Genomic DNA, 24,238 nt, shown 5'->3' on the forward strand with positions numbered 1-24,238 from the left:
CCTTGAGACCTGACCGCGTACCTCTTGCATAATGGGTCTGTGACTTAGTGTATCAAGCAAGCTTAAGCCGTTAGGTGTAGGCGCAGCGAAAGCGAGTCTGAATAGGGCGACCATAGTTTGATGCATTAGACCCGAAACCCGGCGATCTATGCATGACCAGGTTGAAGGTGCGGTAACACGCACTGGAGGACCGAACCGTTCAATGTTGAAAAATTGTCGGATGAGTTGTGCTTAGGGGTGAAAGGCCAATCAAGCCGGGAAATAGCTGGTTCTCCGCGAAATCTATTGAGGTAGAGCGTCGGATGATTGCCGTTGGGGGTAGAGCACTGGATGGTTGCGGGGGTCGCGAGATCTACCAATACTAACCAAACTCCGAATACCAACGAGTCTAGTCCGGCAGACAGACGGCGGGTGCTAAGGTCCGTCGTCAAAAGGGAAACAGCCCTAACCTACAGCTAAGGTCCCCAAGTCATCACTAAGTGGGAAAGCATGTGGGATTTCCAAAACAACCAGGAGGTTGGCTTAGAAGCAGCCATCCTTTAAAGAAAGCGTAACAGCTCACTGGTCTAAATAAGAGATCCTGCGGCGAAGATGTAACGGGGCTAAAGTGATGCACCGAAGCTTAGGGTTCAGTCTTTGACTGAGCGGTAGCGGAGCGTTCCGTAGGCCGTTGAAGCGGAAGGGTAACCGACCGTGGAGGTATCGGAAGTGCGAATGCAGACATGAGTAGCGATTAACAGTGTGAGATGCACTGTCGCCGAAATTCCAAGGGTTCCTGCTTAAAGCTAATCTGAGCAGGGTAAGCCGGCCCCTAAGACGAGCCCGAAGGGGGTAGTCGATGGGAACCACGTTAATATTCGTGGGCCTGGAGGTGTGTGACGGATGCCGTAACTGGTCAGGGCTTATTGGATTGCTCCTGGCTGGGAAGGTGTCCCAGGAAATAGCCCCTCCGTATAGACCGTACCCTAAACCGACACAGGTGGAATGGTAGAGTATACCAAGGCGTTTGAGAGAAGTATCCTGAAGGAACTCGGCAAATTGCCTCCGTACCTTCGGAAGAAGGAGGCCCCATCTAAGCGCAAGCTCTGATGGGGGGCACAGGCCAGGGGGTAGCGACTGTTTAGCAAAAACACAGGGCTCTGCTAAGTCGGCTTCAAGACGACGTATAGGGCCTGACGCCTGCCCGGTGCCTGAAGGTTAAGAGGAGGAGTGCAAGCTCTGAATTGAAGCCCAGGTAAACGGCGGCCGTAACTATAACGGTCCTAAGGTAGCGAAATTCCTTGTCGGGTAAGTTCCGACCTGCACGAATGGCGTAACGACTTCCCCACTGTCTCCAGGATATGCTCAGCGAAATTGAATTCTCCGTGAAGATGCGGAGTACCCGCGGTTAGACGGAAAGACCCCGTGCACCTTTACTGCAACTTCAGAGTGGCATTAGGAAAGAGCTGTGTAGCATAGGTGGGAGGCTTTGAAGCATCGACGCCAGTTGATGTGGAGCCATAGGTGAAATACCACCCTGCTGTTTTCTGATGTCTAACCTCGTACCGTTATCCGGTACAGGGACCCTCTGTGGTGGGTAGTTTGACTGGGGCGGTCGCCTCCTAAAGAGTAACGGAGGCGCGCGATGGTGGGCTCAGGACGGTTGGAAACCGTCTGTTAGAGTGCAATGGCATAAGCCCGCCTGACTGCGAGACTGACAAGTCGAGCAGAGACGAAAGTCGGTCATAGTGATCCGGTGGTCCCTCGTGGAAGGGCCATCGCTCAACGGATAAAAGGTACGCCGGGGATAACAGGCTGATGATTCCCAAGAGCTCATATCGACGGAATCGTTTGGCACCTCGATGTCGGCTCATCACATCCTGGGGCTGGAGCAGGTCCCAAGGGTTTGGCTGTTCGCCAATTAAAGTGGTACGTGAGCTGGGTTCAGAACGTCGCGAGACAGTTTGGTCCCTATCTGCCGTGGGCGTCGAAATTTGAGAGGAGTTGACCCTAGTACGAGAGGACCGGGTTGAACATACCTCTGGTGTACCAGTCGTTCCGCCAGGAGCGCAGCTGGGTAGCTATGTATGGACGGGATAACCGCTGAAAGCATCTAAGCGGGAAGCCTCCCTCAAGATAAGATTTCTTAGGACGGTCGAAGACCACGACCTTGATAGATCGGATGTGGAAGTGCGGTAACGCATGAAGCTAACCGATACTAATTGTCCTATTCGCGCTTAAGAGTCCCACCATCAACGACAGTGCTGGAAACAGCAATCGTCAGCGATCGTAGGTTGTTAAGCCAGCCCAGATATATGTTTATATACGAACCAAAATGTGCACGGCATCGATCAAAAACCCATATATGCGCCAGCTTCATTGCTTGGTGACCATAGCGTCTGTGACCCACCCGATCCCATCCCGAACTCGGCCGTGAAACCAGTCTGCGCCGATGGTACTATTGCTCAAGCACTGGAAGAGTAGGGCGTCGCCAGGCATTGAAGCTCGCGCATATATCGGAACACAAAAAACCCATTCACAACGTCTTTTGCGATCTCTGGTCGTGCCTCTGGCGCGGGATGGAGCAGCCCGGTAGCTCGTCAGGCTCATAACCTGAAGGTCGCAGGTTCAAATCCTGCTCCCGCAACCACAGGTCGCACCCAGTCAACCACAGCCCACGTCAGCAGGCAGGCGACCTGGCCCGATGATCCCCAGGATCATCAGCCGTCGGCGTTCAACCCGAACTGCCTTTGGTGCTGCCGTCCCGTCAGGCTCATAAGCTGAAGGTCGCGTTCAGCCGGAGCCGGGCAAAACCCGGCGAAGACCATGGGCCAAAAGGCCCATAAATCCTGCTCCCGCAACCAAATTACATCCCAGTGAGCAACGCGAACGCAAAGATTTGCGTTCCCCCGCAAAGGCCGGGGTCCATTGCACCCCATAACCCCGCCCACAGAGCGGGGTTTTTTATTGCCCGCGCCATGTCCAACCCAACATGCCGGGCGGCGGACATCTCCCGCCGCCGACCCCATATCACCGATCGGCGCCTTCCAACTGCCGACTGAAATACACCATCTGCATCGCCTGCAACCGCGCGCCCTGCGCGATATCCGCGTCGCCCGCATGGCCCCCGGCCGTATCCTCGTAAAAATAATAGGGCAGCCCATAATCCTTCAGCCGCGCCGCGAACTTGCGCGCATGTTGCGGCCCCACACGGTCATCCTTGGTCGTCGTCCAGATATAGGGCGTGGGATATTTCACCCCCCGCCGGATGTTCGCATAAGGCGAAATCCTTTGCAGAAACGCCTTCTCCTCCGGCACCGACACGCTGCCATATTCGTCGACCCAGGACGCGCCGGCCGCGATCTGCTCGTAGCGCACCATATCCAGCAAAGGCACCTGGATCGTTACCGCGTTCCAGAGGTCGGGATGCTGGTTGAACTCGACGCCCATCAACAGGCCGCCGTTGGACCCGCCATAGATGCCGAATTTCCCGGGCGACGATAATTTGCGCGCAAAAATATCCTGCGCCACCGCCGCGAAATCATCATAGATGATCTGCCGCTTGGTCTTCAGTCCCGCCTCATGCCAGGCCGGGCCGAACTCGCCACCGCCACGGATATTGGCCAGCACGAAACTGTTACCCCGTTCCAGCCACAGCTTGCCGGTGATCGCCGCATAGCTGGGCGTCATCGGCACCTCGAAGCCGCCATAGGCGGTCATGATCGCCGGGATGGAACCGTCCGGCTTCATATCCTTGCGGTGGACGATGAAATAGGGGATTTTCGTCCCGTCGGTCGATGTCGCCTCGAACTGATCGACCATCAGGCCAGCGGCGTCGAACCGCGCAGGCATCGCCTTCACTTGGCGCGGCGCGGGGTTTGCCGCGTCGATCGCCCAGAGCGTCGTCGGCGCTAGGAAGCCGGCGACCGACAGATAGGCCTTGTCGCTCTTGTGAGTGGATGTCGCGATCGAGATGGTCGCATTGTCGGGCAGGGCGACGGGGGTGGTCGTCCACCTGTCCTTGCCCGGCGTCAGCACCTGCACCCTTCCGCGCACATTGTCGTTGATGGCCAGGATCACCCGATCCTTTGTCGCCGTCACCCCATCGATCGACTGGCGCGCATTGGGCGCGAACAGAATCTGCGGCTTCAATGTCTCGCCGGATTGCAGCGCCTTCAACGGCACCGCCGCCAGCGATCCCGTCGGGACGGTCACGCCGCCACTGGCCCAGTCCTGACTGGTCTGGATCAGCACCTGACCCTGTACCATGCCCTGCAACTGGCTCTTGGCCGGCAGGGGGAGCTTCTTCACGCCATCGGCGGTGACGAGATAGGTTTCGTTGCCGAAGAAGGTGACGCCGCGATAGAGGAAAGCGGCGCGATTGCCCGCGCCATCAGACAGGACCATGGGAAACGTCCCGACCTGATCGCTGGGCGCGCCGCGATAGATTTCCTGTGCGGCGGACAGCGGCTGCCCGCGCTTCAATGCCTTCACCACGAAGGGATAGCCCGACGCCGTCATGCTGCCCCCCTGTGCATCGGCGCCCCAATCGCGGGCGAGCAGGATCGTGTCCTTGTCCAGCCAGTCCTCATTCTGTTTGGAGGTGGGAATGGCGAACCCGCCCTCCACGAACTGCCCGGTCACCAGATCGAACTCGCGCAAGGTCACGGCATCCTCGCCGCCATCGGACAAATGGATCAGCGCCAGCCGCTCGTCGGGGTCCAGGATGGACGCGCCCTTCCACACCCATTTCTTGCCATCGGCCTTCGACAGCGCGTCCAGGTCCAGCACCGTCGTCCAGCGCGGCGCGTCGGTCGCATAATCAGCCTCGCTGGTATAGCGCCATATGCCCTGCGGATGATCGGCGTCGCGCCAGACATTATAGACCCGGCCGTGGATCAGCATCGGCATGGCGATCCGGTCCTTGGCCGATGCGATCGCCAGCGCGTCCTTGAAGTAACCGGCATAGCGCGGATCGCCCTGCAGGGTCGCGACCGTCGCCTTATTCTCCGCCTCCACCCATTGCATCGCGCGCGGGCCGGTCCAATCCTCCAGCCATAGGAACGGGTCGTCCGCCGGGGCAGGGGCCGAAACAGGCGAAGGGGGCGCGCCGGCGCCGGTCAACAAAGCCGCAGTCACCAACAGCATCATCCTCTTTTTCATCAGTACTTGTCCCCCGGCAAAGTCGATCGCCCCTTCATATAGCGCGCCCGCAACACCGCGCTCGCTATCAACAGGGGTAACGCCGCCAGCATCAACAGGCTCCCGATGAAACTGGGCGACCAGCCCCACAGGCTGTGCAGGCCGAAGGCGGCAGGGGCCATCACCAGCAGGAAACCCAGCGTCAGCAGCCACAGTCCCCAGCGGCGCGGCCGCACCGCCACCATCCGCATCTCGTGCCGCCACGCCTTGCGGCCAGCCTTGGTGGACAGATCGGGGCCAGGCCGGTCGGAGGATGGGTGATCGAACATATGGTGCTGGACCTTGTGCCGTTTAGTCCTTACCCTGTCCAGCATCCCCGGGGGACCGCGCACAGGCGGTTGAGAGGTGGCTGATGTGGCCACGACCCGTTGAACCTGATCTGGTTGAGACCGGCGTAGGGAGGGAACGGCTTGTGTAACCAGCAGACCGCACCCGCCCCGCGTCCTTGAAAAGAGACGAAGAGAGGCGGCCCATGGATACGATTTCCGTTCTGACGCTGCGCCTGGCCGAAATTATCGGCCTCTACATGATCGTCATCGGCCTGGGCGGGCTTGCCAGTCCGCAGCGCTGGCGCGCGGTGATGGACGATCTCAACCGGTCGCCGGGGCTGGTCGTGGCGCTCGGCTTCGCCGTCTTCGCCGTCGGCGGCACGCTGGTGCTGATCCACAGCATCTGGACCGACCCGCTCGCCATTATCGTCAGCCTGATCGGCTATGTCGCCCTGATCGAAGGCGCGACCTTGCTGGCCGTACCCGGTCCGCTGATCCGCATCGGCCACTGGTCGACGAATTTCATCCGCACCTGGGCGCTGATCGCCCTGATACTCGGCCTTCTCCTCTTCCTTGCGGGCCTCACCGGCCGCGCCACACTTTCCCTCTGAAAGGTATCCTCATGGCAGATGTCGCCGCCCGTACCGAAATGCCCGAAGCCGAAGGCTCCACCGGCCGGCAGGCCGCTATGAAAGTCACCACCGGCCCCATCCGGGGGTCGAAGAAGATCCATGTCGGCCCGCTGAAGGTCGCGATGCGCGAAATCCATCTGGAGCCGGGCAGCGGCGAGCCGCCGGTGCGCGTCTACGACACGTCCGGCCCCTATAGCGATCCCGATGTCCGCATCGACATCATGGCGGGACTGCCCCAGTTGCGGCGCGACTGGATCATGGCCCGCGGCGATGTCGAGGAATATGCCGCCCGCGCAATCAAGCCGGAGGATAATGGCCTCAAAGGCCCGGATCGCAGCGCCACCGGCACAGTCTCGACGGTGCCGGAATCCAGAAATGGACGCGTCCAGCCCTTCCCGAACCTCGTCAAGCGCCCGCTGCGCGCCAGGCCCGGCGCCAACGTCTCCCAGATGCATTATGCCCGCCGCGGCATCATCACGCCGGAAATGGAATATGTGGCGGAACGCGAAAATCTTGGCCGCGCCCGACTCGCATCCTATGTCCGCGACGGCGAAAGCTTTGGCGCGTCCATCCCCGATTATGTGACGCCCGAATTCGTCCGCGACGAAATCGCCCGCGGCCGCGCCATCATCCCCAACAACATCAACCATCCCGAATCCGAGCCGATGGCGATCGGCCGCAATTTCCTGGTCAAGATCAACGCCAATATCGGCAACAGCGCCGTCGCGTCCGACGTGGCGAGCGAAGTCGACAAGCTGGTCTGGTCGATCCGCTGGGGTGCGGACACGGTGATGGACCTCAGCACCGGGCGCAACATCCACGACACGCGCGAATGGATCCTGCGCAACTCGCCCGTCCCGATCGGCACCGTCCCCATCTACCAGGCGCTGGAAAAGGTCGGCGGCGTCGCCGAAGACCTGACCTGGGAGATTTTCCGCGACACGCTGATCGAGCAGGCCGAGCAGGGCGTCGATTATTTCACCATCCATGCGGGCGTGCGCCTCGCCTATATCCCGATGGCGGCCAGGCGCGTCACCGGAATCGTATCGCGCGGCGGATCGATCATGGCGAAATGGTGCCTCGCCCATCACAAGGAAAGCTTCCTCTACGATCATTTCGACGAGATCACGGAGATCATGAAGGCCTATGACATCGCCTATTCCTTGGGCGACGGCCTGCGCCCCGGATCGATCGCCGACGCCAATGACGAAGCGCAATTCTCCGAACTCTACACGCTGGGCGAACTGACCCACCGCGCCTGGAAACAGGATGTGCAGGTCATGATCGAAGGGCCGGGCCATGTGCCGATGCACAAGATCAAGGAGAATATGGAAAAGCAGCTCCAGGTCTGCGGCGAAGCGCCCTTCTACACATTGGGGCCGCTCACCACCGACATCGCACCGGGTTATGACCACATCACCAGCGGCATCGGCGCGGCGCAGATCGGCTGGTACGGCACGGCGATGCTCTGCTACGTCACGCCCAAGGAGCATCTGGGCCTGCCCGACCGCGACGATGTGAAGGTCGGCGTCGTCACCTACAAGCTCGCCGCCCACGCCGCCGACCTGGCCAAGGGGCACCCGGCCGCGCAGGTCCGCGACGACGCGCTCAGCCGCGCCCGCTTCGAATTCCGCTGGCGCGACCAGTTCAACCTCAGCCTCGACCCCGAAACGGCGGAGCAATATCACGACCAGACGCTCCCGGCCGAAGGCGCGAAGAGCGCGCATTTCTGCTCGATGTGCGGCCCCAAATTCTGCTCCATGCAGATCAGTCAGGACGTCCGCGACTTCGCCGCCAAACAGAACCAGAATGTCGAAGGCTTCATCGCCACCGGCCCCACCGGCGCAGAAACCGCCGCCGCCAGCAAGGCCGCCGCGCTCAAGGGCATGGAAGAGATGAGCAAGGTCTTCAAGGACAGCGGCAGCGAACTCTATATGGGTGCTGGCGGCAGGGAGCATGATTGAGGGACGCGGCCTATGACCTTAGGTTGGTTGGGTGAACTTTTGTCGCGGCTCACCCACAAAGTTTCGGTGAAACCGATTTACACGCCGCTGCCGCCGCATCCGGCTAATGTGCCGGGCATCTTCTATGTGGAGGATGGGTGCTGCATATCCTGCGGTGTATGGGAGGATGTGGCGCCCGACCTTTTGGCATGGCCGCCGGACGGATCATATTCCCACTGCTATGTCGCACGTCAGCCTCAAACGGACGAAGAATTGTCGCGCATGATGGATGCGATGCATGTCAGCGAAGTCGACTGCATCCGCGCCCGCAATTGCGGTTCCGATTGGGCGGAACGGCTTCGTCAGGCTGGCTTAGGGGATCAGATCGACCCGGATTGAGGATCGGCACGAAGTCTGTTATAACTCTCGTATGAACATGCCCCTCAAAATCACGAAGATCGGCAACAGCGCCGGGGTCATCCTCCCCAAGGAGTTGCTGGCGCAGCTTCGCGTGGGGCCGGGTGACACGCTTTACGTCACCGATGCGCCGGATGGCGTTCGCCTGACGGCAGCCGATCCCGACTTCGAAATCAAAATGACGCTCGCCGAACAGATCATGCGCGAGGATCGCGACATATTGCGCGTGCTGGCGAAGTAAGCGCCCATGATGCAGGTGGAGGATGACCGCCTGGAGCCGATCTGGATTGAAAAAGCTGTGGCTTTGGCGATCCATGATCGGCAGTTGGCCGAACATGGCGGCGGCGCCGGTGTCCGCGACGACGGTCTGCTGGAATCCGCGCTCGCCCGCCCGGTCAATCAATGGACCTATGGGCAGGGTGATCTCTGCCATCTTGCGGCAGCCTATGCCTTTGGCGTGGTGCGCAATCATCCGTTCGTCGATGGCAATAAGCGCACCGGCTGGGTATTGGCGCGTCTTTTCCTCGCGCTCAATCAGGTCACTCTATCCTTCGATCCGGCCGACGCCACCCGCACCATGCTGGCGTTCGCCGCCGGGGATGTGAATGAACAGCAACTCACCGACTGGTTCCGTCAGCATCTCGCCCCCGCTGCATCACCCCTTTCCTATTAGGAAATCCTCTGATCCATCCTGATGGATGGAACAGCAGCCTCTCCCCAATCCGCCCGCCGGCCCCGCCCCAAAACGCCGCGCCCGCTGGACGCCCGCGTTGCAGGCGTCCTTTCTCGGCACCTTGCTACAGACCGGCAGCGTGCGCCATGCCGCGCGCGCGGTGGGCCTGTCGCCGTCCAGCGCGCATCGGCTGCGCCGCCGCCTTGCCGGAACGGAGTTCGACCGGAACTGGGATGAGGCGCTGATGCTGCATGACCAATTGATGGCCCGGCCATTATCCATCGATCATGGGGCAGGCGTCGCCCGGCCGACGATAGGAAGGGGCGCTTTGGGGGCGCGTCGGTGACGCTTCGGGCGCGCCTTGCAGACGCCTTGGGAGCGCTTCGACCCGAAAAGCCCGACAATGGTGTGAACTTCGCCCTATCTCTTGGGCCTGTCACCTACATATGTGGCTGCGGCGTGCAATCAGCCTTCCAGCACCCGCACGCCGCGCCGCTTCTTCCAGTCCAGCGCCACGCTGATCCGCTGCTCCAGCCGCCCGTCCCATCCGGTGCTCAGGCCCTGCGCTTCCAGCGCGGCGACGATACGATGGCCGATCGCGATCGCCCCATCCTCGCCCTGTTCGCACGCGCCATAGTTCAGATAGAGGCCATGGCCTTCCACGGCGGACTCGGTGTCCTGCATGTGGAAAAAGGCATAGCCCTCCACCGCCACGCCTTCCTCCTGCGCAGCCTCGATCTCGTCCCAGATTTCGGTCGCGCCGCATGTGCCGCAGCAGGTGAAATTCTGCCGCGCGACCACGCCCTGTTCCTCCAGCGCGGCGAAAGCGGCATCCAGCCGGTCGCAATCGGTCGTGTCGGACCAGCCCTGTTCGGCGGCGCGATGTTCGGCCAGCGCCGCGCGCAACGCCGCCGACGCCTCGACCCGCAGCAGCGGCCGGGGCAGTTCCTCCTCGAACATGTCGTTCGCATTGGTCAATATCGCGTCGTCGTCGAAAAAGCCGCCCGCGACGTCGCGCCGCACCAGATCGCGCAGCGCGGCGACCGGGTCGTAACTGGCCTCCAGCGCGGGTTGCGACGCTTTGGGTTCCGGGCGATCGGCTTTGTTTCCGAAAATCCGATTCCATAATGACCCGAACATGCGCCTGCCTTGCCTCCTGCGATGCGCCGCGATGCACCCACCATGCCTCGCGTCGCCGCAAAGGAAAAGGGGGGAGGCGTCGCTTTGTTCCGACAGCGCGTCCTGCCGCCACGGCGCAGGCGCGATCAGTACCGTTCCGATGGCTGGATCATCCCATTGGATTGCCGCGCCATTGCGCCTACATGCGGCCAATGCCCCCCGATACCGCTTCCTCCGCGCCGATCCCGCCCATCTGGGCGACCTTGCGCCGCTTCCTCCCCTATCTCTGGCCAGCAAACTCAGCCGCGCTGCGCCGCCGGGTGGCGCTCGCCATGGGGCTGGTCTTGCTGGCGAAGGTCGTCAGCCTCGCCATGCCCTTCGCCTACAAGGCCGCGATCGACCGGATGGCGCCGGGACTGGAGCCGGCCGTCGGTCTCGCCATGGCGCTGGTCGCGGTCTATGCTGGCGCACGCTTTGGCAGCGTCCTGTTCGACAACCTCCGCAATGCGGTGTTCGAAAAGGTCGGGCAGGAGGCGGGGCGGCGGCTGGCGGACGATGTGTTCGTGCATCTCCATCGCCTGTCGCTGCGCTTCCACCTCGACCGCCGCACCGGCGCCGTCACCAAGATCGTGGAGCGCGGCACCAAGAGCATCGACACGATGCTCTATTTCCTGCTGTTCAACATCGCGCCGACCGTGCTGGAACTGGCTGCGGTCTGCGTCATCTTCTTCGTCAAGTTCGGCCCCGGTCTGGTCGTCGCGACCGTGGTCATGGTGGCGCTCTACATCCTCTTCACCCGCACCGTCACCGAATGGCGTAACCAGTTGCGCCGTGACATGGTGGATATGGACACCAATGCCGTCGCCCATGCTGTGGACAGCCTGCTCAATTTCGAGACGGTCAAATATTTCGGCGCCGAACAGCGCGAAGCCACCCGCTACGGCACGGCGATGCGCCGCTATGCCCATGCGGCGGTCAAGAGCGAGAACAGCCTCGCCTGGCTCAATATCGGCCAGTCGCTCATCACCAACCTGATGATGGCAGGGGCCATGGCCTATACCGTCTGGGGCTGGAGCCGCGGGCAGTTCACCACCGGCGACGTGGTGCTGGTCAATACGCTTTTGTCGCAGCTTTTCCGCCCGCTCGACCTGCTCGGCATGGTCTATCGCACCATCCGCCAAGGGCTGATCGACATGGAGGCGATGTACAAGCTGATCGACACGCCGCAGGAGATTGCCGACGCCCCCGATGCCCGCGATCTGCAAGCCCATGGCGGCGCTGTCCGTTTCGATCATGTCCGCTTCGGCTACGACCCGGAACGCGAAATCCTGCACGATGTCAGCTTTACCGTCCCAGCCGGAAAGACACTGGCGATCGTCGGCCCGTCCGGTGCGGGCAAATCCACCATCGCCCGCATCCTGTTCCGCTTCTACGATATCCAGTCGGGCCAGGTGTCGATCGACGGGCAGGACATCGCACAGGTCACCCAGCATTCGCTGCGCTCCGCGATCGGCATCGTGCCGCAGGACATGGTGCTGTTCAACGACACGGTCGGCTATAATATCGGCTATGGCCGCGAAGGCGCGACCCAGGAAGAGATAGAGGCCGCGGCGAAGGCGGCGTCGATCCACGACTTCATCCTCAGCCTGCCCAAGGGCTATGACACCCGCGTCGGCGAACGCGGCCTCAAATTGTCGGGCGGCGAGAAACAGCGCGTCGCGATCGCCCGCACCTTGCTCAAAGACCCGCCGGTGCTGGTGTTGGACGAAGCGACCAGCGCGCTCGACAGCCGTACCGAAACGGAAATCCAGACCGTATTGCGCGACATCAGTCGTCAGCGCACGACTCTGGTGGTGGCGCATCGCCTCTCGACCGTGGTCGATGCGGACGAGACCATCGTGCTCGACAAGGGCGTGATCGTGGAACGCGGCCGCCATGCCGATCTGGTCCGGGCCGACGGTCTTTATGCGCTCATGTGGGCGCGTCAGGCGGCGGAGCGGGAGACGATGCCAAGCGAGCCGGGCATCGCGGATATGTTCGAGGTCGTGACGCCCTCCTGATCCTTTGATCGAGAGGGCGTCATCAGGTCGGTTCTGCCGGTCAATTATGCGTGGTGACCGTGGTCGTCGTTCGTTCGGCGACCGAGGTGCGGGGCGCGGTGGTGGTCGTCTTGCGCACGACCTTGCGTCTGGGCGCGGTACTCCGCGCCGCGGCCGGCTTGACCGTTTCGGTCGTCACGGTGGTGGTGGCCGGCGTGGCCGCGGCAAGGGCGGCGGCGTTGCGCGCTGCCTGGGCATCGGCGGCGGCGGAGGCGGCTGCCCGCTCTGCGGCGTCGGCGCGGGCATTGGCGGCGCCGGCCTCGGCCTGGGCATCGACGGTCGCCTGCGCCTGCGCCTGCGCGTCCATATTGGATTGCTGCTGGCTCTCGCCGATCATCGTGTCGGCATATTGCTGCGCCTCGACGGCGGACTTGATTGCGGCCTGTTCCTTGCCGCTCTTGTAGCTTTCCTGGGCCAGCCGCAGCGATGACTGCGCTTTGGCCAGCAGTTCAGGCGTGGCGGGATTGGTGGTGGGCAGGCGCTGGGCGGCGTTGATCTTGCCCTGGGCCTGCGCGATCGCAGCAAGTGCCCGTTCCTCGTCACCGGCGAAAGCGGGAGTAGCCGTCAGGACAAGGGCGGACGCAGCAAGAAAACCACGCAGGGTGGACCCGAAATGATTATGCATTTTATTCTCCTGTCATTGTGCATGACGGGCGGAGAAACGTCCCGGTCTTGTCAGTAGTTCCTTTATCTGAGGTTAAGGAAAGGTGCTGCCACTTCAGCAGGCACTCGCATCAATCTTGCCGTTCCCTTGTCTATCATCGCCCAGGTCGATCGGGCGGCGACCTTCACCTTGCCATCCGGCCCGATGAATTCGATCAACCGGTCGAAACGCGCGCCGCGCGGCGGATCGGGAATCCAGGTCCGCGCCGTCACGGTCTCGCCTTCGGTCACATTGCCGCGATAATCCACCTCATGCCGGGTCACGACCCAGATATAGGCGTCGACATGGGCGGGCAGGGCGTGCGTCATCCAATGTTCGACCGACACCTGCTCCATCCACTGGACCCAGACGGCATTGTTCACATGGCCCAGAACATCGATATGTTCGGGTAATGCGGTGAAGGACTTGGTGAAACTGGACGCCATAACCTTACTCCGTTCGCCTTGAGCCTGTCGCAGGGCATCCTTGAAGAAAGTGCCGGGCTGCGACAGGCTCAACCCGACCGGAAGAAAGGCGTTGCCTTCACCCCTCGATGCCCAATTGCCACAGGATGAAGGCGAACTCTTCGGCCGTCTCGTGCAGGCTTTCGAACCGCCCCGATTTGCCGCCATGGCCTGCACCCATATTGGTCTTGAGCAGCAAGATATTGTCGTCCGTCTTGGTCGCGCGCAGCTTCGCCACCCACTTCGCCGGCTCCCAATAGGTGACGCGCGGGTCGTTCAGCCCGGCCGTCACCATCAGCGGCGGATAGGCCTGCGCGCTGACATGAGTATAGGGGTCGTAGGATTGGATCGTATGGAACGCGGCCTCGTCCTCGATCGGATTGCCCCATTCGGGCCACTCGCCCGGCGTTAAGGGAAGCGTTTCGTCCAGCATGGTGTTGAGCACGTCAACGAAGGGCACATGCGCCACCACCGCGCCCCACAGGTCGGGATCGCTATTGACCACCGCGCCCATCAACTCGCCACCGGCCGACCCGCCCGAAATGCTGATCCGGCCCTTGGATGTATAGCCCAGGTCGATCAGCCCCTTCGCCACGTCCACGAAATCGGTGAATGTGTTGACCCGCTTGTCCAGCTTCCCATCCAGATACCATTGCTGGCCCAGGTCATCGCCGCCGCGAATATGCGCCAGCGCAAAGGCGAAGCCGCGATCGAGCAGCGACAGCCGGCTGGTGGAAAAGCCTGGCTCCATCGCCAGCCCATAGGCGCCATAGCCATAGAGATGCAGCGGCGCGCTGCCGTCGCGGGGCATGTCGGCGGGGTAGACGATCGACACCGGGATCTGCGTGCCATCCCGCGCCGCGATCATCAGCCGTTCGGTGGCGTAGCGGCTGGCGTCATAGCCCGACGGAATTTCCTGCATCTTCAGAACATCGAGCGCGCCGGTCGCCAGATCATAATCATAGATGGTGTCGGGCGTGACCATCAATTCATAACCGATGCGCAGCTTGGTCACGTCATATTCGGGATTGTCGTCTAGCGACGCGGAATAGCTCGCTTCGGGGAAGGGAATGCGCTTGGGCGTGTGCGTCGCATAATCGCGCAGCTCGATCTGGTCGAGCCCGTCCTGCCGCCCTTCGGTGACGTAGAAGCTCTTGAACAGGGTGAAGTCGGTCAGGTAGAAATGGGCGTCGGGCGCGATCACTTCCTCCCACCGGTCGGGCGCGTCCAGCGTCGCCTTCACCAGCCGGAAATTGGGATGGTTGTCGTTGGTCTTGATGTAGAGCGTGCCCTCATGCTCATCGACATCATATTCGCGGCCGGGCTGGCGCGCCGCGACCAGTAGCGGCGTGGCCGTGGGATCATCCGACGGAATCAGCCAGGCTTCGCTGGTCACATGGTCGCCGGTCGCGACGACGATCCATTTTTCCGAGGAGGTGAGGCCGATCGAAACCCGGAACCCCTCATCATCCTCATGGAACAGCTCGACGTCGCTCGCGACATCCTGGCCCAGCCAGTGCAGCCGGGCGTTGTCGGTCCGCCAATTCTCGTTCGCCAGGCCATAGAGCAGCCCCTTGCTGTCCGCCGTCCACACCAGCGACGACAATGTGTCGGGGATTACCTCCGGCAGGATGTTGCCCGAAAACAGGTCCTTGATCCGCGCCTCGAACCGTTCCGAGCCATTGGTGTCGATCGCGTAGGCGAGATAGCGGCCATCAGGGCTGACCGACATCGCGCCCAGCCGGAAATAGTCATGCCCCTCCGCCAGAGCGGGTTCGTCCAGGATCAACTGGTCGTCGCCACCGGCAACGGGCCTGCGATACCATTTGCGATATTGCGCGCCGGTTTCGAAGGCGCGCCAATAGACATAGTCGCCATCCTTCTGCGGCACCGACTGGTCGTCTTCCTTGATGCGCCCCTTCATCTCGGCGAACAGCGTGTCGAGCAGCGGCTTGTGCGGCGCCATCGCGCCGTCGAACCAGCCGTTCTCCGCCTCCAGATAGGCCAGCACATCCTTGTCCTCGACGTCGGGATAATTGGGATCGCGCAGCCATGCCCAGGGATCGTCCACCGTGACGCCATGATGCGTGACGCTGTGCGGACGGCGCTCGGCGACGGGGGGCAGAAGGGGGGACTGCATTTGATCGGTCATTAACTATCCATGGTCCAGACGGGGTCATGCGCTGGAATAAGCGTGCTCGCCCCTCTATGTTGTCGGCATTATGGCCGACGCAAGAGGCCCGACATGATCCAAGGGAATTGTGATGTCCAGTTATGAAGACCGCCTGAAGGCCCTGCGCGCGCAACTGGTGCGCCAGAAGCTCGATGGTTTCGTGGTGCCGCTGACCGACGAGCATATGAGCGAATATGTCGGCGCCTATGCGCAGCGGCTCGCCTGGCTGACCGGATTCCAGGGGTCGGCAGGCAGCGCCGTGGTGCTGCCGCAGGAAGCCGCGATCTTCGTCGACGGCCGCTATACGCTGCAAGTGCGCGAGCAGGTGGACGGCGCCCATTGGCAATATGAAAGCGTGCCGCAGACCTCCATCGCCGCCTGGCTGAAGGATCATGCCGGCCAGGGCGCGCGGATCGGCTACGATCCCTGGCTCCACACCCGCGCCTGGGTGGAACAGGCGACGCAGGCGCTGGCCGAGAAGGGCGCGGAACTGGTGGCGGTGGACACCAACCCGGTCGACGCCGTCTGGCCCGATCGGCCGGCGCGCAGCGACGCCAAGCTGGTTGTCCATGGCGACCGCTTCGCCGGCCGGTCGGCTGCGGAGAAACGCGCCGCCATGGCCGACTGGCTGGTGTCGAAAAAGGCCGACGCCGTCGTCCTCTCCGCCCTCGATTCGATCGCCTGGACCTTCAACATCCGGGGCAAGGACGTGGATCGCACGCCGGTCGCGCTCGCTTATGCCATCGTCCATGCCGACGCGACCGCCGACCTCTACGTCGCCCCGGAAAAAATGGACGAGGCCGTCGCTCAGCATCTGGGCAATGCGGTGCGTGTCCTGGACGCTGAGACCTTCGCCGCTGCGCTCCAGGATTTCGCCGGCAAGACCGTCGTCGCCGACCCCGAGCGGGCGGTGGCCGCGATCTTCACCGGGCTGGACCAAGGCGGCGCGACCGTGCTGTCGCTGCGCGATCCGGCCGTGCTACCCAAGGCGATCAAGAACGACATCGAAATTGCGGGGCATAAAGCTGCACAGGCACGCGACGGCGCGGCGCTCAGCCGCTTCCTGCATTGGGTTTCGGTCGAAGCGCCCAAGGGCGGCCTGACCGAACTGTCTGCCTCCGACCGGCTGGAGGCATTCCGCAAGGAGACCGGCCTGCTGGAGGACCTGTCCTTCGACACGATCAGCGGCGCGGGGCCGAACGGCGCCGTCGTCCATTATCGCGCCGAGGAAAAGACCAATCGCCCGATCGAGCTGAACAGCCTCTATCTGGTCAATTCGGGCGGACAGTATCGCGACGGCACCACCGACGTCACCCGCACACTGGCGATCGGCACGCCGACCGACGAAATGCGCCGCCGCTTCACCCTGGTCCTCAAGGGCCATGTCGCGCTCGCCCGCGCGATCTTTCCGAAGGGGACGCGGGGCGGCCAGCTCGATGTGCTGGCGCGGCAATATCTCTGGGCCGAAGGTCTGGATTATGCCCATGGCACCGGCCATGGCGTCGGCAGCTTCCTGTCGGTGCATGAAGGGCCGCAGCGGATCGCCACCTTCGGCGGCGGGGACGAGCCGCTGGTCGCGGGCATGATCCTCTCCAACGAGCCGGGTTATTACAAGACTGGCGAATATGGCATCCGCATCGAGAATCTGGTGCTGGTCGAGGAACGCACGGTGCCCGGCGCGGAAAAGGCCATGTTCGGTTTCGAGACGCTGACCTTCGCGCCGATCGACCGCGCCCTCATCTCCATCGACCTGCTGAGCAGCGAGGAGCGCGCCTGGATCGACGCCTATCATGCAGCGGTGCTGGACTTGGTCGGCCCGCAACTGGAGGGCGATGCGCTGGTCTGGCTGAAGGCCGCCTGCGCGCCGCTCTAAGCATCAGTCCTTGGGGTCTTCGGCGGGAGGCGGCGTTGCGCCCTCCCGCGAAGCCTCGCGCGTCTGGGCCTTGCGCCGGCGCAGATTGTCGCGCAGCGCCTGCGCCAGCCTTGTCTTTTTCTCGTCCTGCGTTTCAGCCATGCCATGGGCTTAAGCAAAATGCGTACTCGGCCGCAACCCGCCTTGACATCAGGCCGGGGGGCGGCCATAGGCCCGGCCTCCGAAGCGCGAACGGCGCCTCGGGACAGAAATAGAGTGCTGCCGTAGCTCAGTGGTAGAGCGCATCCTTGGTAAGGCTGAGGTCGTGAGTTCAATCCTCACCGGCAGCACCATTTCTCCCCCGGACATCCGACGATCAACGCATTGCCCAGGCGGCGGCCGCCATCGCCTGCGCCGCGACGATCAGCCACAACAGGGTCGAGAAGGGCTGCTTGCGCGTTTTGTGGCGAAACAGCCGCCGACCGACGAGCGCACCCGCCGACCCGCCCGCCAGCGCCCATAAGAGCAGCGTGCGTTCGGACAAGCGGCGCAGCCCCAGCCGGGCGCGCCGCTTGTCCATGCTAAAGAGGGCGAAGGCGACCAGGTTTGCCAACAGTAAAGCCGTGGGGAGCAGGATCGCCCGAATCGTGTCAGCCCCCGAAGCTGACGCCGATCCACAGCGTGCGCGGCGTACCCAGGTCTGTGGACGGGATGCCGTTGGTCGTCACCTGCCGCGTAACGACCCGTTCATCGAACAGATTTTCGCCCCGCGCCACCAGACTGACGCCATGGCCGATCGGCAGGCGCGCGATGGCGTCGCAGGTGATGGCGTCGGGCAGCACGTCTTTGTGCAGATCGTCCTCATATTGCTTGGATGTATAACGCAATGTCGTCGATAATGACGGACCATGGGCCGGCGCCCATGCTATTGTTCCGCTGGCGGCGTGGCGCGGCGTCTGTGCAGGGGACAATCCGTCGAATAGCGCACCCGGCGCGTGCACAATGCTGTGGCTATAAGCATAGGAAGCAGAGACGCTAAAATCATCGACATGGGCGCTGGCCGTGAGTTCGATGCCCTTCGCCACGACGCGATTCACATTCTGGCGCTGGCGCGTGTTCCCGTCCGCTGAAATGGTGACATTGGCAATGGCGTCGTCCAGCCGATTGTAGAAAGCGGTGGCGGACAAGGTGACGCCCTTGGCCGGGGTCAGATCGATGCCGGCTTCGGCGCCTTTCAATTTTTCCGGCTCGAGTGCTTCGTTGGCGCGCGTGGTGACCGGAAAGACGACGAACGGCCGGTAAAGTTCATTGAGCGTCGGCAGGCGGAAGCCGCTATAGGCGGCCGCCCGCAGCGCGATCGCGTCGCTCGCATGATAGAGCGCGCCGACCCGGCCGGACATTTCCCAGGCGGACCGGTCGGCATAGCCGAAATCCTTGGACACGGCGCTCGTGGTGGCATTGACCTCCTTGTAGAAGCCATTGCGGATCGACCAGCGATCGGCGCGCGCCCCGCCCGTCAAAACCAGCCGGCCCCCAAGACCTTCCGGCGTCCAGTCATCCTCGGCAAAGATGCCGCTCGTCCACTGGTCGCCGCCGGCATGGCGCAGGAAGGTGCGCGGATTGGTGGCAATATTGGCGTTATAGGCGTCCTCATACATGTCGCCGGTGGCGAAGCGCGTATCGACGCCCAGCCGCAGCACATGGTCCGGGCCGACCGGCGGCCGGATTTCGATCTTGCCGCCGATGCCGGTGGAGGGCGTGTTGCGCTGGTCCAGCGATTTGCGGAAGGTCGACGAGGAGATGACGATGTTGGAGAAGTTGCGCGCCTGGATATAGGCCAGCGCATCGACCTGCCACGCGCCGCGATTGATATAGCGGATGCTGGCGTCCTGCCCCTGGCTCATGCTGTCGGCCCCGGCGAAGCGTAGCGTGCGGTTATCCTCGAACAGGGTCGCGCGGAATTGCAGTTCCGACGTGGCGGCAATCGGGGCGACCGCACGGAGATTGGTCGACCAGCCGTCATAGGCGGCCGGCACGGTGGCGGCGACGCGCTGATCCCCGGGCGTGGTCTGGAATCCGTCGCCCCGGTCCCAGCGGCCCGACAGCGAGACATAGCCGCCGCCCAGATCCTGGGTCAGTCCGGCGGAGACTTCGGTCGAATCGCGGCTGCCATAGAAGGCGCTGGCGGAAAAATCGGGCAGTTGCGCGCGCGTCGCGCTGGCCAGTTCGATCGTCCCGGCGACCGCACCTGCGCCGAAGGCGCCGATGCCGCCGCCGCGGGTGACGCGGACTACGGACAGGCGTTCGGGCGCCAGCGCGCTGAACGGGATATAGCCAAAGAAGGGATCGGCGATCGGCACGCCGTCGAGCAGCATCAACGTCCGGCTCGATGCATTGCCGCCCAGCGCGCGCAAGGTCGCGCCCTGGTTGGACGGGTTTGACGATCGGCTGTCCGACCGGCGGAATTGCTGGAAGCCCGCGACATCGCCCAGCACGCTTTCTATCCGCCCCGATGCGCTGTCGAGCAGCCGCTGCCGGTCGATCACCACCGACCCATAAGCCGGCGTGCCGGGCGGCAGGTCCAACCCCGCGCCGGTGACGATGATCTGCGATGAGTCGCCCGGCGCATCATCGGGCGCCTGGGCCAAGGCGGCTGTGGGTACGGACAGCAAGATAGCGGGCAGAATGAAAATTTTCATGGCGATCCCCTCGACGCCCCTCTCCTTATTTTCCATGCCTTTTGCAAATGGAAAGGGGCTGCACCCTATTAGGATGCAGCCCCCGCCCCATGACATTGGTCCTTTGGTCACATGACGCGTCAGAAGAAGAGAATCGCTCCCGCCGCGATGGCGTCCGACGTCGCCCGATTACCGTTATGCGCTTCCGACCGGCTGTTCACATATTCGCCGAGCAGCGTCACCCAACTGTTGAGGCCGTAGCGGACCTGACCGACCCAACTGCTATTCTTGTCGACCAGCGTCGGATTGGCCAGCGCATCGGCGATAGTGGCGTAGTCGAGATTGCTTTCGCCATAGCTGCCGCCGACCGAGAATTTGCCGAACGTGGCCAACCCCTGCAGGTAAAAGCCGTGGCTGTCGCGCTTGTTGCCCAGGCCATCAGTGTCGAACAGGTTGAGCGCGGTGGTGCCCAGTCCCGATGCGTCATAATAGGTGCCGACCACCGTGACCGGCCCGAACGTGACCTTCGCGCCTGCGTCCCAGCCCCAGCCGGTATAGTCCGGCCCGGCATCGACATTATGCTTCTGCGTCACGCCCGACACCCACAGGCGGGTGCCGACGTCACCGAACTTGCCGTCATAGACGAATTTCGCCTGGAAGCCCGGCTGCTTGTTAGTCTCGGCCGGCCCCGTCAGCGAGGACAAGGGTTCGAATATGCCCACACTGGCGGTGAAGCCGCTGAAACTGGGTGTGGTATAGGTGATCTGCGGCTGGAAGTCGGTGTAGATATAGCCGGTGCCGATACGACCGAGCGTCGTGTTGGAGGGGGCGACATTGCCCGCAGGTGTGCCCGACGACAGCAGGGTGATGTCGTTGAGGATCGATTCGGACTGGAACAGGCCGATGTCGCGGCCGATCTTCACCTCGCCGAAGCCGGCGCGACCGAAGGTCAGATAGGTCTGGCGAAAGTCGATGCCCGCGGTTTGCAGCGCGCGGGGATTGCCGGCACTGTTGGCGCCGCCGCCGGCCGCATAATTGACCGAATTGATGCCGGGATACATGCCGAAATGGGCGCCCACGTCCCAGCCGTCCAGGCTGGTTGAGGCTTCCACTTTCAGGAAGCCGGGGAGCAGGCCGTTGCGGACGGCCGAACTGCTGCCGCCCACGGTCGCGACACCGCCGGTCACCGTGGTTGTGGCGCTGGGCGTATCGCCATTGTCATGGACGTAGAAGCCGTTGACCGAGCCGGAGAATTTCAGCGTCACGTCGCCAATCTGGAGACCCACGCCACTGTCGGTCATGCGCACATAGCCCGCCCCCCCGGATGCGTCGGGGGTCACCGCCGGGGCAGGGGCCGCGGCTGTCTGCGCCGCCTCGGCGGTCTGACCCTTCGCCAACTCCTGATATTCATCATCGGTCAGGATGCCCTTTTCGTGCAGCCGCTTCAGCAGATCCGCGGTGGTTCCGGCCATGGCCGGCGCCGCGGTGGCGGCGAGCATCAATGCTCCAGCCGCGCTCATCAGGCGCAACGTCCCCTTCATTATCATCCTCCCTGTATATCGCCGACTTGTGTCCGGCTGGGGCGGAGAGTGGGACGGATGGGGGAACCGAGAAATTGGACTTAGGTTCTCGTCCCTTCGGACAGGAGGCGAATCAGGGCGCGGCGGCGATGCCCCACGGCGCTGCACCGACCGCGATGGTCTGGGTCACCGCGCCCTTGGCCAGGTCGATCGCGCTGACATTGTCCGAAAGGCCATTGGCGGCATAGGCGCGCGTCCCGTCGGCGCTGATCGCGACATGCCAGACGCGCTTGCCGACCGGCACATAGGCCCGCACCTTGCGGGTCGCGACATCGACCAGCGCGACATGGTCGGCCCGGCCCAGCGCGATGACGGCGGTCTTGCCGTCGGGGGTGAAGCGTATGCCGCAGGGCAGGATGCGATGGTCGGGGATGCCGGGAATAGCGAAGCGCAGCGTTTCGGCCACCTGCCGGCTGGCGGTGTCGATGATCTGCACCGTGCCGCCGACTTCCGCCGCGACCCATAGTTGCTTGCCGTCGGCGGTGAATTCGACATGGCGGGGGCGCAGGTCGACCGGGGTTTCGGCGACCATCGCCTTGGCCTTGATGTCGATCCAGTTGACGAGATTATCTTCTTCGGACGTGACGACCACCCATTGGCCGTCCGGGCTTTGCGCCACCCCCTCCGGCTCGCCGCCGACATCGACCTGGAATGCGACGGTGCGGCTGGCGAGGTCGATCGCGGTCAGCGCGGCGTCATCTTCATTGGCGACGAACAGGGTCGTGCCGTCGCGCGACAGGAAAAACTGTTCCGGGTCCTGCCCGGACGGCAGCTCCGCCACCACCTTGCCGCTCGCCCGGTCGATCACCTGCACCGCATGGTCCAGGCTGGCGCAAAGATAGAGATATTTGCCGTCCTTCGACACCGTGATGCCGCGCGGCCGGCCGCCCACCGGCCAGGTCGCCGTCACCGTACCCGACGCGGCGTCGATCACGCTGACGCTGTCGCCGCGCTCATTGGAGACATAGAGGGTTTCGGCCTGCGCGACGGCAGGCACTAATATCAACCCTGCCATGATGATGCGCTTCATACCCGCCTCCTGCCCCTAATCTTCTCCCAACGGTCTATCCGCAGCCCTCTCGCTACGGGATTGTACCAATGGCCAATGGGGACGCGGCCCGCCCTTGCCTACACTGGCGGCCATCAGGGGAAAACCGACCGGGTGAGGATATAATGAAGATATTGGGTAGGGTCGCATTGCTGGGCGCCATCGCTACGCTGGGCATGACCGCGACAAGCGCATTGCTGGCGCATGGCGACGTGACGCCGCAAGCCGTCGATACGTCCGCGCTGCCGGAAATCGGCGACGCCTGGCTGGAAAAGAACCCCTATAGCGGCAACGCCAAGGCGATCGAGATCGGCCAGTCGGCCTATGGCCAGAATTGCGCGCGCTGCCATGGTCTGGACGCGGAAAGCGGCGGCATCGCCCCCGACCTGCGCTATCTGGAGGCGGGCGAGTCGGGCGACCAGTGGTTCGCGGAACGCTTCCGCCACGGCTCCAGCCATGACGGCAAGGTCTATATGCCGCCTTTCGGCGACGTATTGGGGCAGAAGGCCGGCTGGGCGATCCGCGCCTGGCTCGAAACCAAGCACGAAGGCTGATCCCGATGCTCAGCCGTCGCGCATGGATGGGCGGGGCAGGGGCGGCGCTGGCGCTGGGCTTGTTGCCGGGTCGCAGCGACGCCGCGCCGCTGGCAAAGGTCAAGGCGCTCGGCACGTTGCGGGTGGTCGTCTACAAGGATAACCGACCCTGGTCGTGGGAGGAGGGGGGCAAGCTCGTCGGCCTCGACGTCGACCTGGCGCAGGCGATCGCCGGAAAACTGGGCGTCCGCGCCGACGTGGCGGAACTCGTGGCGGACGAAAGCGCCGACGACGATCTGCGCAACGGCGTATGGAAGGGCGGTCTGCTGGGCTTCACGCCGGGCGACGTCATGCTGCATGTTCCTTTCGATCGCACCTTCGCCGCGCGCAACGATCAGGTCGCGATCGTCGCACCTTATTATCGCGAGAGTTTCGCCTTCGCCGGCGTGGGGGGGGCGGTAGCGCTGGAAGGAATGCCGACCGAATGGCGCGGGCGGCGGCTGGCGGCCGAGCTGGACAGCATTCCCGATTTCTACCTGATCGGATCTTTCGGCGGCCTGTTGACCAAGGATGTCGCCCATTATCCCAGCGGATCGGCAGCCGTGGAAGCGATGACGGCGGGCAAGGCCGACGCCGTACTCGCCAGCCGCGCCCAGATCGAGGAGGGGCTGCACCGCGCGGGCGATGGCGCCAGCCGGATCGCGCTGCGCAAGGGGCCGCTCCCTGCCTTCGCCTCGCCCGGCTGGGACATCGGCATGGCGGTGAAGGAAAATAGCCGCACGCTGGGCGATGCGGTCGAGGAAATCGCCACCGCCATGGCCGCCAGCGGCGAGATGAAGGCGCTGTTCGCGCGCTATGGCGTCACCTGGACACCGGCGAACGCCGCGGGGTGAGTGCCGACCGAAGGTTCAATTGCTGCGCCCGCCGCGCAGCA

Annotated in this window: 21 protein-coding genes, 2 tRNA genes, 2 rRNA genes and 1 riboswitch (1 of these 26 running past the window's edge); of the genes, 14 read left to right on the plus strand and 11 right to left on the minus strand. The window is 63.3% G+C overall.

Features of this window, described 5'->3' with window-relative positions; genetic code table 11:
* The 3 genes from ABT375_RS13310 to ABT375_RS13320 all read left to right on the plus strand — a co-directional run.
* Positions 1-2,220 (plus strand): 23S ribosomal RNA (locus tag ABT375_RS13310); it begins 573 nt to the left of the window's first position.
* A gap of 141 nt (positions 2,221-2,361) precedes the next feature.
* Positions 2,362-2,476 (plus strand): 5S ribosomal RNA (gene rrf / locus ABT375_RS13315).
* Positions 2,477-2,552: 76 nt separating this feature from the next.
* Positions 2,553-2,629, plus strand: a tRNA-Met gene (locus tag ABT375_RS13320).
* 380 nt (positions 2,630-3,009) lie between these two features.
* On the opposite strand, the gene ABT375_RS13325 is transcribed toward ABT375_RS13320, so the two are convergent.
* Together ABT375_RS13325 and ABT375_RS13330 are read right to left on the minus strand one after the other, a co-directional pair.
* The gene (locus ABT375_RS13325; RefSeq protein WP_416462908.1) at positions 3,010-5,142 is read right to left on the minus strand and encodes a prolyl oligopeptidase family serine peptidase; all 2,133 of its coding nucleotides are present in this window, start codon (positions 5,140-5,142) and stop codon (positions 3,010-3,012) included.
* Positions 5,142-5,450, minus strand: a complete 309-nt coding sequence (locus tag ABT375_RS13330) for a hypothetical protein (protein ID WP_416462909.1) — start codon at positions 5,448-5,450, stop codon at positions 5,142-5,144. The genes ABT375_RS13325 and ABT375_RS13330 overlap by 1 nt, the downstream gene beginning before the upstream one ends.
* Positions 5,451-5,488: 38 nt before the next feature.
* A riboswitch (TPP riboswitch) is annotated at positions 5,489-5,599 on the plus strand.
* Positions 5,600-5,653: 54 nt separating this feature from the next.
* Between ABT375_RS13330 and ABT375_RS13335 the strand changes: the two genes are divergently transcribed.
* From ABT375_RS13335 to ABT375_RS13360, 6 genes are read left to right on the plus strand one after another with little or no spacing between them, the layout of a single operon-like run.
* A complete protein-coding gene (locus ABT375_RS13335; protein ID WP_416462910.1) occupies positions 5,654-6,061 on the plus strand; it encodes a DUF2065 domain-containing protein in 408 nt (135 codons plus the stop codon).
* 11 nt (positions 6,062-6,072) lie between these two features.
* Positions 6,073-8,046 (plus strand): phosphomethylpyrimidine synthase ThiC, encoded by a 1,974-nt coding sequence (gene thiC, locus ABT375_RS13340; RefSeq protein ID WP_416462911.1) that lies wholly within the window; start codon positions 6,073-6,075, stop codon positions 8,044-8,046.
* Between the two features lie 12 nt (positions 8,047-8,058).
* Positions 8,059-8,424, plus strand: coding sequence for a ferredoxin (locus ABT375_RS13345; RefSeq protein WP_416462912.1), 366 nt, complete (start codon positions 8,059-8,061; stop codon positions 8,422-8,424).
* A gap of 31 nt (positions 8,425-8,455) precedes the next feature.
* Positions 8,456-8,683, plus strand: a complete 228-nt coding sequence (locus tag ABT375_RS13350) for an AbrB/MazE/SpoVT family DNA-binding domain-containing protein (protein ID WP_416462913.1) — start codon at positions 8,456-8,458, stop codon at positions 8,681-8,683.
* Between the two features lie 6 nt (positions 8,684-8,689).
* Entirely contained in the window at positions 8,690-9,115 is a 426-nt protein-coding gene (locus ABT375_RS13355; protein ID WP_416462914.1) for a type II toxin-antitoxin system death-on-curing family toxin, read from the plus strand.
* A 25-nt stretch (positions 9,116-9,140) separates the two neighbouring features.
* A complete protein-coding gene (locus tag ABT375_RS13360; RefSeq protein ID WP_416462915.1) occupies positions 9,141-9,461 on the plus strand; it encodes a LysR family transcriptional regulator in 321 nt (106 codons plus the stop codon).
* A 119-nt stretch (positions 9,462-9,580) separates the two neighbouring features.
* Here the strand turns inward: ABT375_RS13360 and ABT375_RS13365 are convergent, their stop codons facing one another.
* Positions 9,581-10,255: a DUF6891 domain-containing protein gene (locus ABT375_RS13365; protein ID WP_416462916.1), complete on the minus strand. Its 675-nt coding sequence runs from the start codon at positions 10,253-10,255 to the stop codon at positions 9,581-9,583.
* Positions 10,256-10,446: 191 nt separating this feature from the next.
* Between ABT375_RS13365 and ABT375_RS13370 the strand changes: the two genes are divergently transcribed.
* The gene (locus ABT375_RS13370; RefSeq protein ID WP_416464902.1) at positions 10,447-12,294 is read left to right on the plus strand and encodes an ABCB family ABC transporter ATP-binding protein/permease; all 1,848 of its coding nucleotides are present in this window, start codon (positions 10,447-10,449) and stop codon (positions 12,292-12,294) included.
* A 40-nt stretch (positions 12,295-12,334) separates the two neighbouring features.
* On the opposite strand, the gene ABT375_RS13375 is transcribed toward ABT375_RS13370, so the two are convergent.
* The 3 genes from ABT375_RS13375 to ABT375_RS13385 all read right to left on the minus strand — a co-directional run bounded on the left by ABT375_RS13375 (position 12,335) and on the right by ABT375_RS13385 (position 15,592).
* The gene (locus ABT375_RS13375) at positions 12,335-12,958 is read right to left on the minus strand and encodes a hypothetical protein (protein WP_261935777.1); all 624 of its coding nucleotides are present in this window, start codon (positions 12,956-12,958) and stop codon (positions 12,335-12,337) included.
* A 62-nt stretch (positions 12,959-13,020) separates the two neighbouring features.
* Positions 13,021-13,422 (minus strand): acyl-CoA thioesterase, encoded by a 402-nt coding sequence (locus ABT375_RS13380; RefSeq protein WP_416462917.1) that lies wholly within the window; start codon positions 13,420-13,422, stop codon positions 13,021-13,023.
* A 97-nt stretch (positions 13,423-13,519) separates the two neighbouring features.
* Complete coding sequence (locus ABT375_RS13385; RefSeq protein WP_416462918.1) at positions 13,520-15,592, minus strand: S9 family peptidase; 2,073 nt, start codon at positions 15,590-15,592, stop codon at positions 13,520-13,522.
* Positions 15,593-15,704: 112 nt separating this feature from the next.
* On the opposite strand from ABT375_RS13385, the gene ABT375_RS13390 reads away from it, so the two are divergent.
* Positions 15,705-17,486, plus strand: coding sequence for an aminopeptidase P family protein (locus tag ABT375_RS13390; protein ID WP_416462919.1), 1,782 nt, complete (start codon positions 15,705-15,707; stop codon positions 17,484-17,486).
* A gap of 3 nt (positions 17,487-17,489) precedes the next feature.
* On the opposite strand, the gene ABT375_RS13395 is transcribed toward ABT375_RS13390, so the two are convergent.
* Positions 17,490-17,627 (minus strand): hypothetical protein, encoded by a 138-nt coding sequence (locus tag ABT375_RS13395; protein WP_165363661.1) that lies wholly within the window; start codon positions 17,625-17,627, stop codon positions 17,490-17,492.
* A gap of 116 nt (positions 17,628-17,743) precedes the next feature.
* Between ABT375_RS13395 and ABT375_RS13400 the strand changes: the two genes are divergently transcribed.
* Positions 17,744-17,818 (plus strand) — tRNA-Thr (locus ABT375_RS13400).
* 23 nt (positions 17,819-17,841) lie between these two features.
* Here the strand turns inward: ABT375_RS13400 and ABT375_RS13405 are convergent.
* The 4 genes from ABT375_RS13405 to ABT375_RS13420 form a co-directional block, all read right to left on the minus strand.
* On the minus strand, positions 17,842-18,078 hold the full coding sequence (locus ABT375_RS13405; RefSeq protein WP_224548953.1) for a DUF1294 domain-containing protein: 237 nt from the start codon (positions 18,076-18,078) through the stop codon (positions 17,842-17,844).
* A gap of 37 nt (positions 18,079-18,115) precedes the next feature.
* On the minus strand, positions 18,116-20,164 hold the full coding sequence (locus ABT375_RS13410; RefSeq protein WP_416462920.1) for a TonB-dependent receptor plug domain-containing protein: 2,049 nt from the start codon (positions 20,162-20,164) through the stop codon (positions 18,116-18,118).
* Between the two features lie 119 nt (positions 20,165-20,283).
* Positions 20,284-21,684: a porin gene (locus ABT375_RS13415; RefSeq protein ID WP_261935771.1), complete on the minus strand. Its 1,401-nt coding sequence runs from the start codon at positions 21,682-21,684 to the stop codon at positions 20,284-20,286.
* A 112-nt stretch (positions 21,685-21,796) separates the two neighbouring features.
* Positions 21,797-22,753, minus strand: coding sequence for a PQQ-dependent catabolism-associated beta-propeller protein (locus ABT375_RS13420; protein WP_224548947.1), 957 nt, complete (start codon positions 22,751-22,753; stop codon positions 21,797-21,799).
* A 143-nt stretch (positions 22,754-22,896) separates the two neighbouring features.
* Here ABT375_RS13420 and pedF point away from each other — a divergent pair, with 143 nt between their 5' ends.
* Both pedF and ABT375_RS13430 read left to right on the plus strand, forming a co-directional pair.
* Positions 22,897-23,325, plus strand: a complete 429-nt coding sequence (gene pedF, locus ABT375_RS13425; RefSeq protein WP_416462921.1) for a cytochrome c-550 PedF — start codon at positions 22,897-22,899, stop codon at positions 23,323-23,325.
* 5 nt (positions 23,326-23,330) lie between these two features.
* Positions 23,331-24,197, plus strand: coding sequence for a substrate-binding periplasmic protein (locus ABT375_RS13430; RefSeq protein WP_416462922.1), 867 nt, complete (start codon positions 23,331-23,333; stop codon positions 24,195-24,197).
* The last annotated feature ends 41 nt before the right edge of the window (positions 24,198-24,238 follow it).

The sequence above is a fragment of the Sphingomonas sp. VDB2 genome (genome assembly GCF_047946695.1).
GTDB classification, from domain to species: domain Bacteria; phylum Pseudomonadota; class Alphaproteobacteria; order Sphingomonadales; family Sphingomonadaceae; genus Sphingobium; species Sphingobium bisphenolicum.

Coding starts and splice junctions, on each gene's coding strand:
- ABT375_RS13325 (WP_416462908.1), bottom strand. CDS start 5,142: ATGAAAAAGAGGATGATGCTGTTGGTGACTGCGGCTTTGTTGACCGGC.
- ABT375_RS13330 (WP_416462909.1), bottom strand. CDS start 5,450: ATGTTCGATCACCCATCCTCCGACCGGCCTGGCCCCGATCTGTCCACC.
- ABT375_RS13335 (WP_416462910.1), top strand. CDS start 5,654: ATGGATACGATTTCCGTTCTGACGCTGCGCCTGGCCGAAATTATCGGC.
- thiC (WP_416462911.1), top strand. CDS start 6,073: ATGGCAGATGTCGCCGCCCGTACCGAAATGCCCGAAGCCGAAGGCTCC.
- ABT375_RS13345 (WP_416462912.1), top strand. CDS start 8,059: ATGACCTTAGGTTGGTTGGGTGAACTTTTGTCGCGGCTCACCCACAAA.
- ABT375_RS13350 (WP_416462913.1), top strand. CDS start 8,456: ATGAACATGCCCCTCAAAATCACGAAGATCGGCAACAGCGCCGGGGTC.
- ABT375_RS13355 (WP_416462914.1), top strand. CDS start 8,690: ATGATGCAGGTGGAGGATGACCGCCTGGAGCCGATCTGGATTGAAAAA.
- ABT375_RS13360 (WP_416462915.1), top strand. CDS start 9,141: ATGGAACAGCAGCCTCTCCCCAATCCGCCCGCCGGCCCCGCCCCAAAA.
- ABT375_RS13365 (WP_416462916.1), bottom strand. CDS start 10,255: ATGTTCGGGTCATTATGGAATCGGATTTTCGGAAACAAAGCCGATCGC.
- ABT375_RS13370 (WP_416464902.1), top strand. CDS start 10,447: ATGCCCCCCGATACCGCTTCCTCCGCGCCGATCCCGCCCATCTGGGCG.
- ABT375_RS13375 (WP_261935777.1), bottom strand. CDS start 12,958: ATGCATAATCATTTCGGGTCCACCCTGCGTGGTTTTCTTGCTGCGTCC.
- ABT375_RS13380 (WP_416462917.1), bottom strand. CDS start 13,422: ATGGCGTCCAGTTTCACCAAGTCCTTCACCGCATTACCCGAACATATC.
- ABT375_RS13385 (WP_416462918.1), bottom strand. CDS start 15,592: ATGACCGATCAAATGCAGTCCCCCCTTCTGCCCCCCGTCGCCGAGCGC.
- ABT375_RS13390 (WP_416462919.1), top strand. CDS start 15,705: ATGTCCAGTTATGAAGACCGCCTGAAGGCCCTGCGCGCGCAACTGGTG.
- ABT375_RS13395 (WP_165363661.1), bottom strand. CDS start 17,627: ATGGCTGAAACGCAGGACGAGAAAAAGACAAGGCTGGCGCAGGCGCTG.
- ABT375_RS13410 (WP_416462920.1), bottom strand. CDS start 20,164: ATGAAAATTTTCATTCTGCCCGCTATCTTGCTGTCCGTACCCACAGCC.
- ABT375_RS13415 (WP_261935771.1), bottom strand. CDS start 21,684: ATGAAGGGGACGTTGCGCCTGATGAGCGCGGCTGGAGCATTGATGCTC.
- ABT375_RS13420 (WP_224548947.1), bottom strand. CDS start 22,753: ATGAAGCGCATCATCATGGCAGGGTTGATATTAGTGCCTGCCGTCGCG.
- pedF (WP_416462921.1), top strand. CDS start 22,897: ATGAAGATATTGGGTAGGGTCGCATTGCTGGGCGCCATCGCTACGCTG.
- ABT375_RS13430 (WP_416462922.1), top strand. CDS start 23,331: ATGCTCAGCCGTCGCGCATGGATGGGCGGGGCAGGGGCGGCGCTGGCG.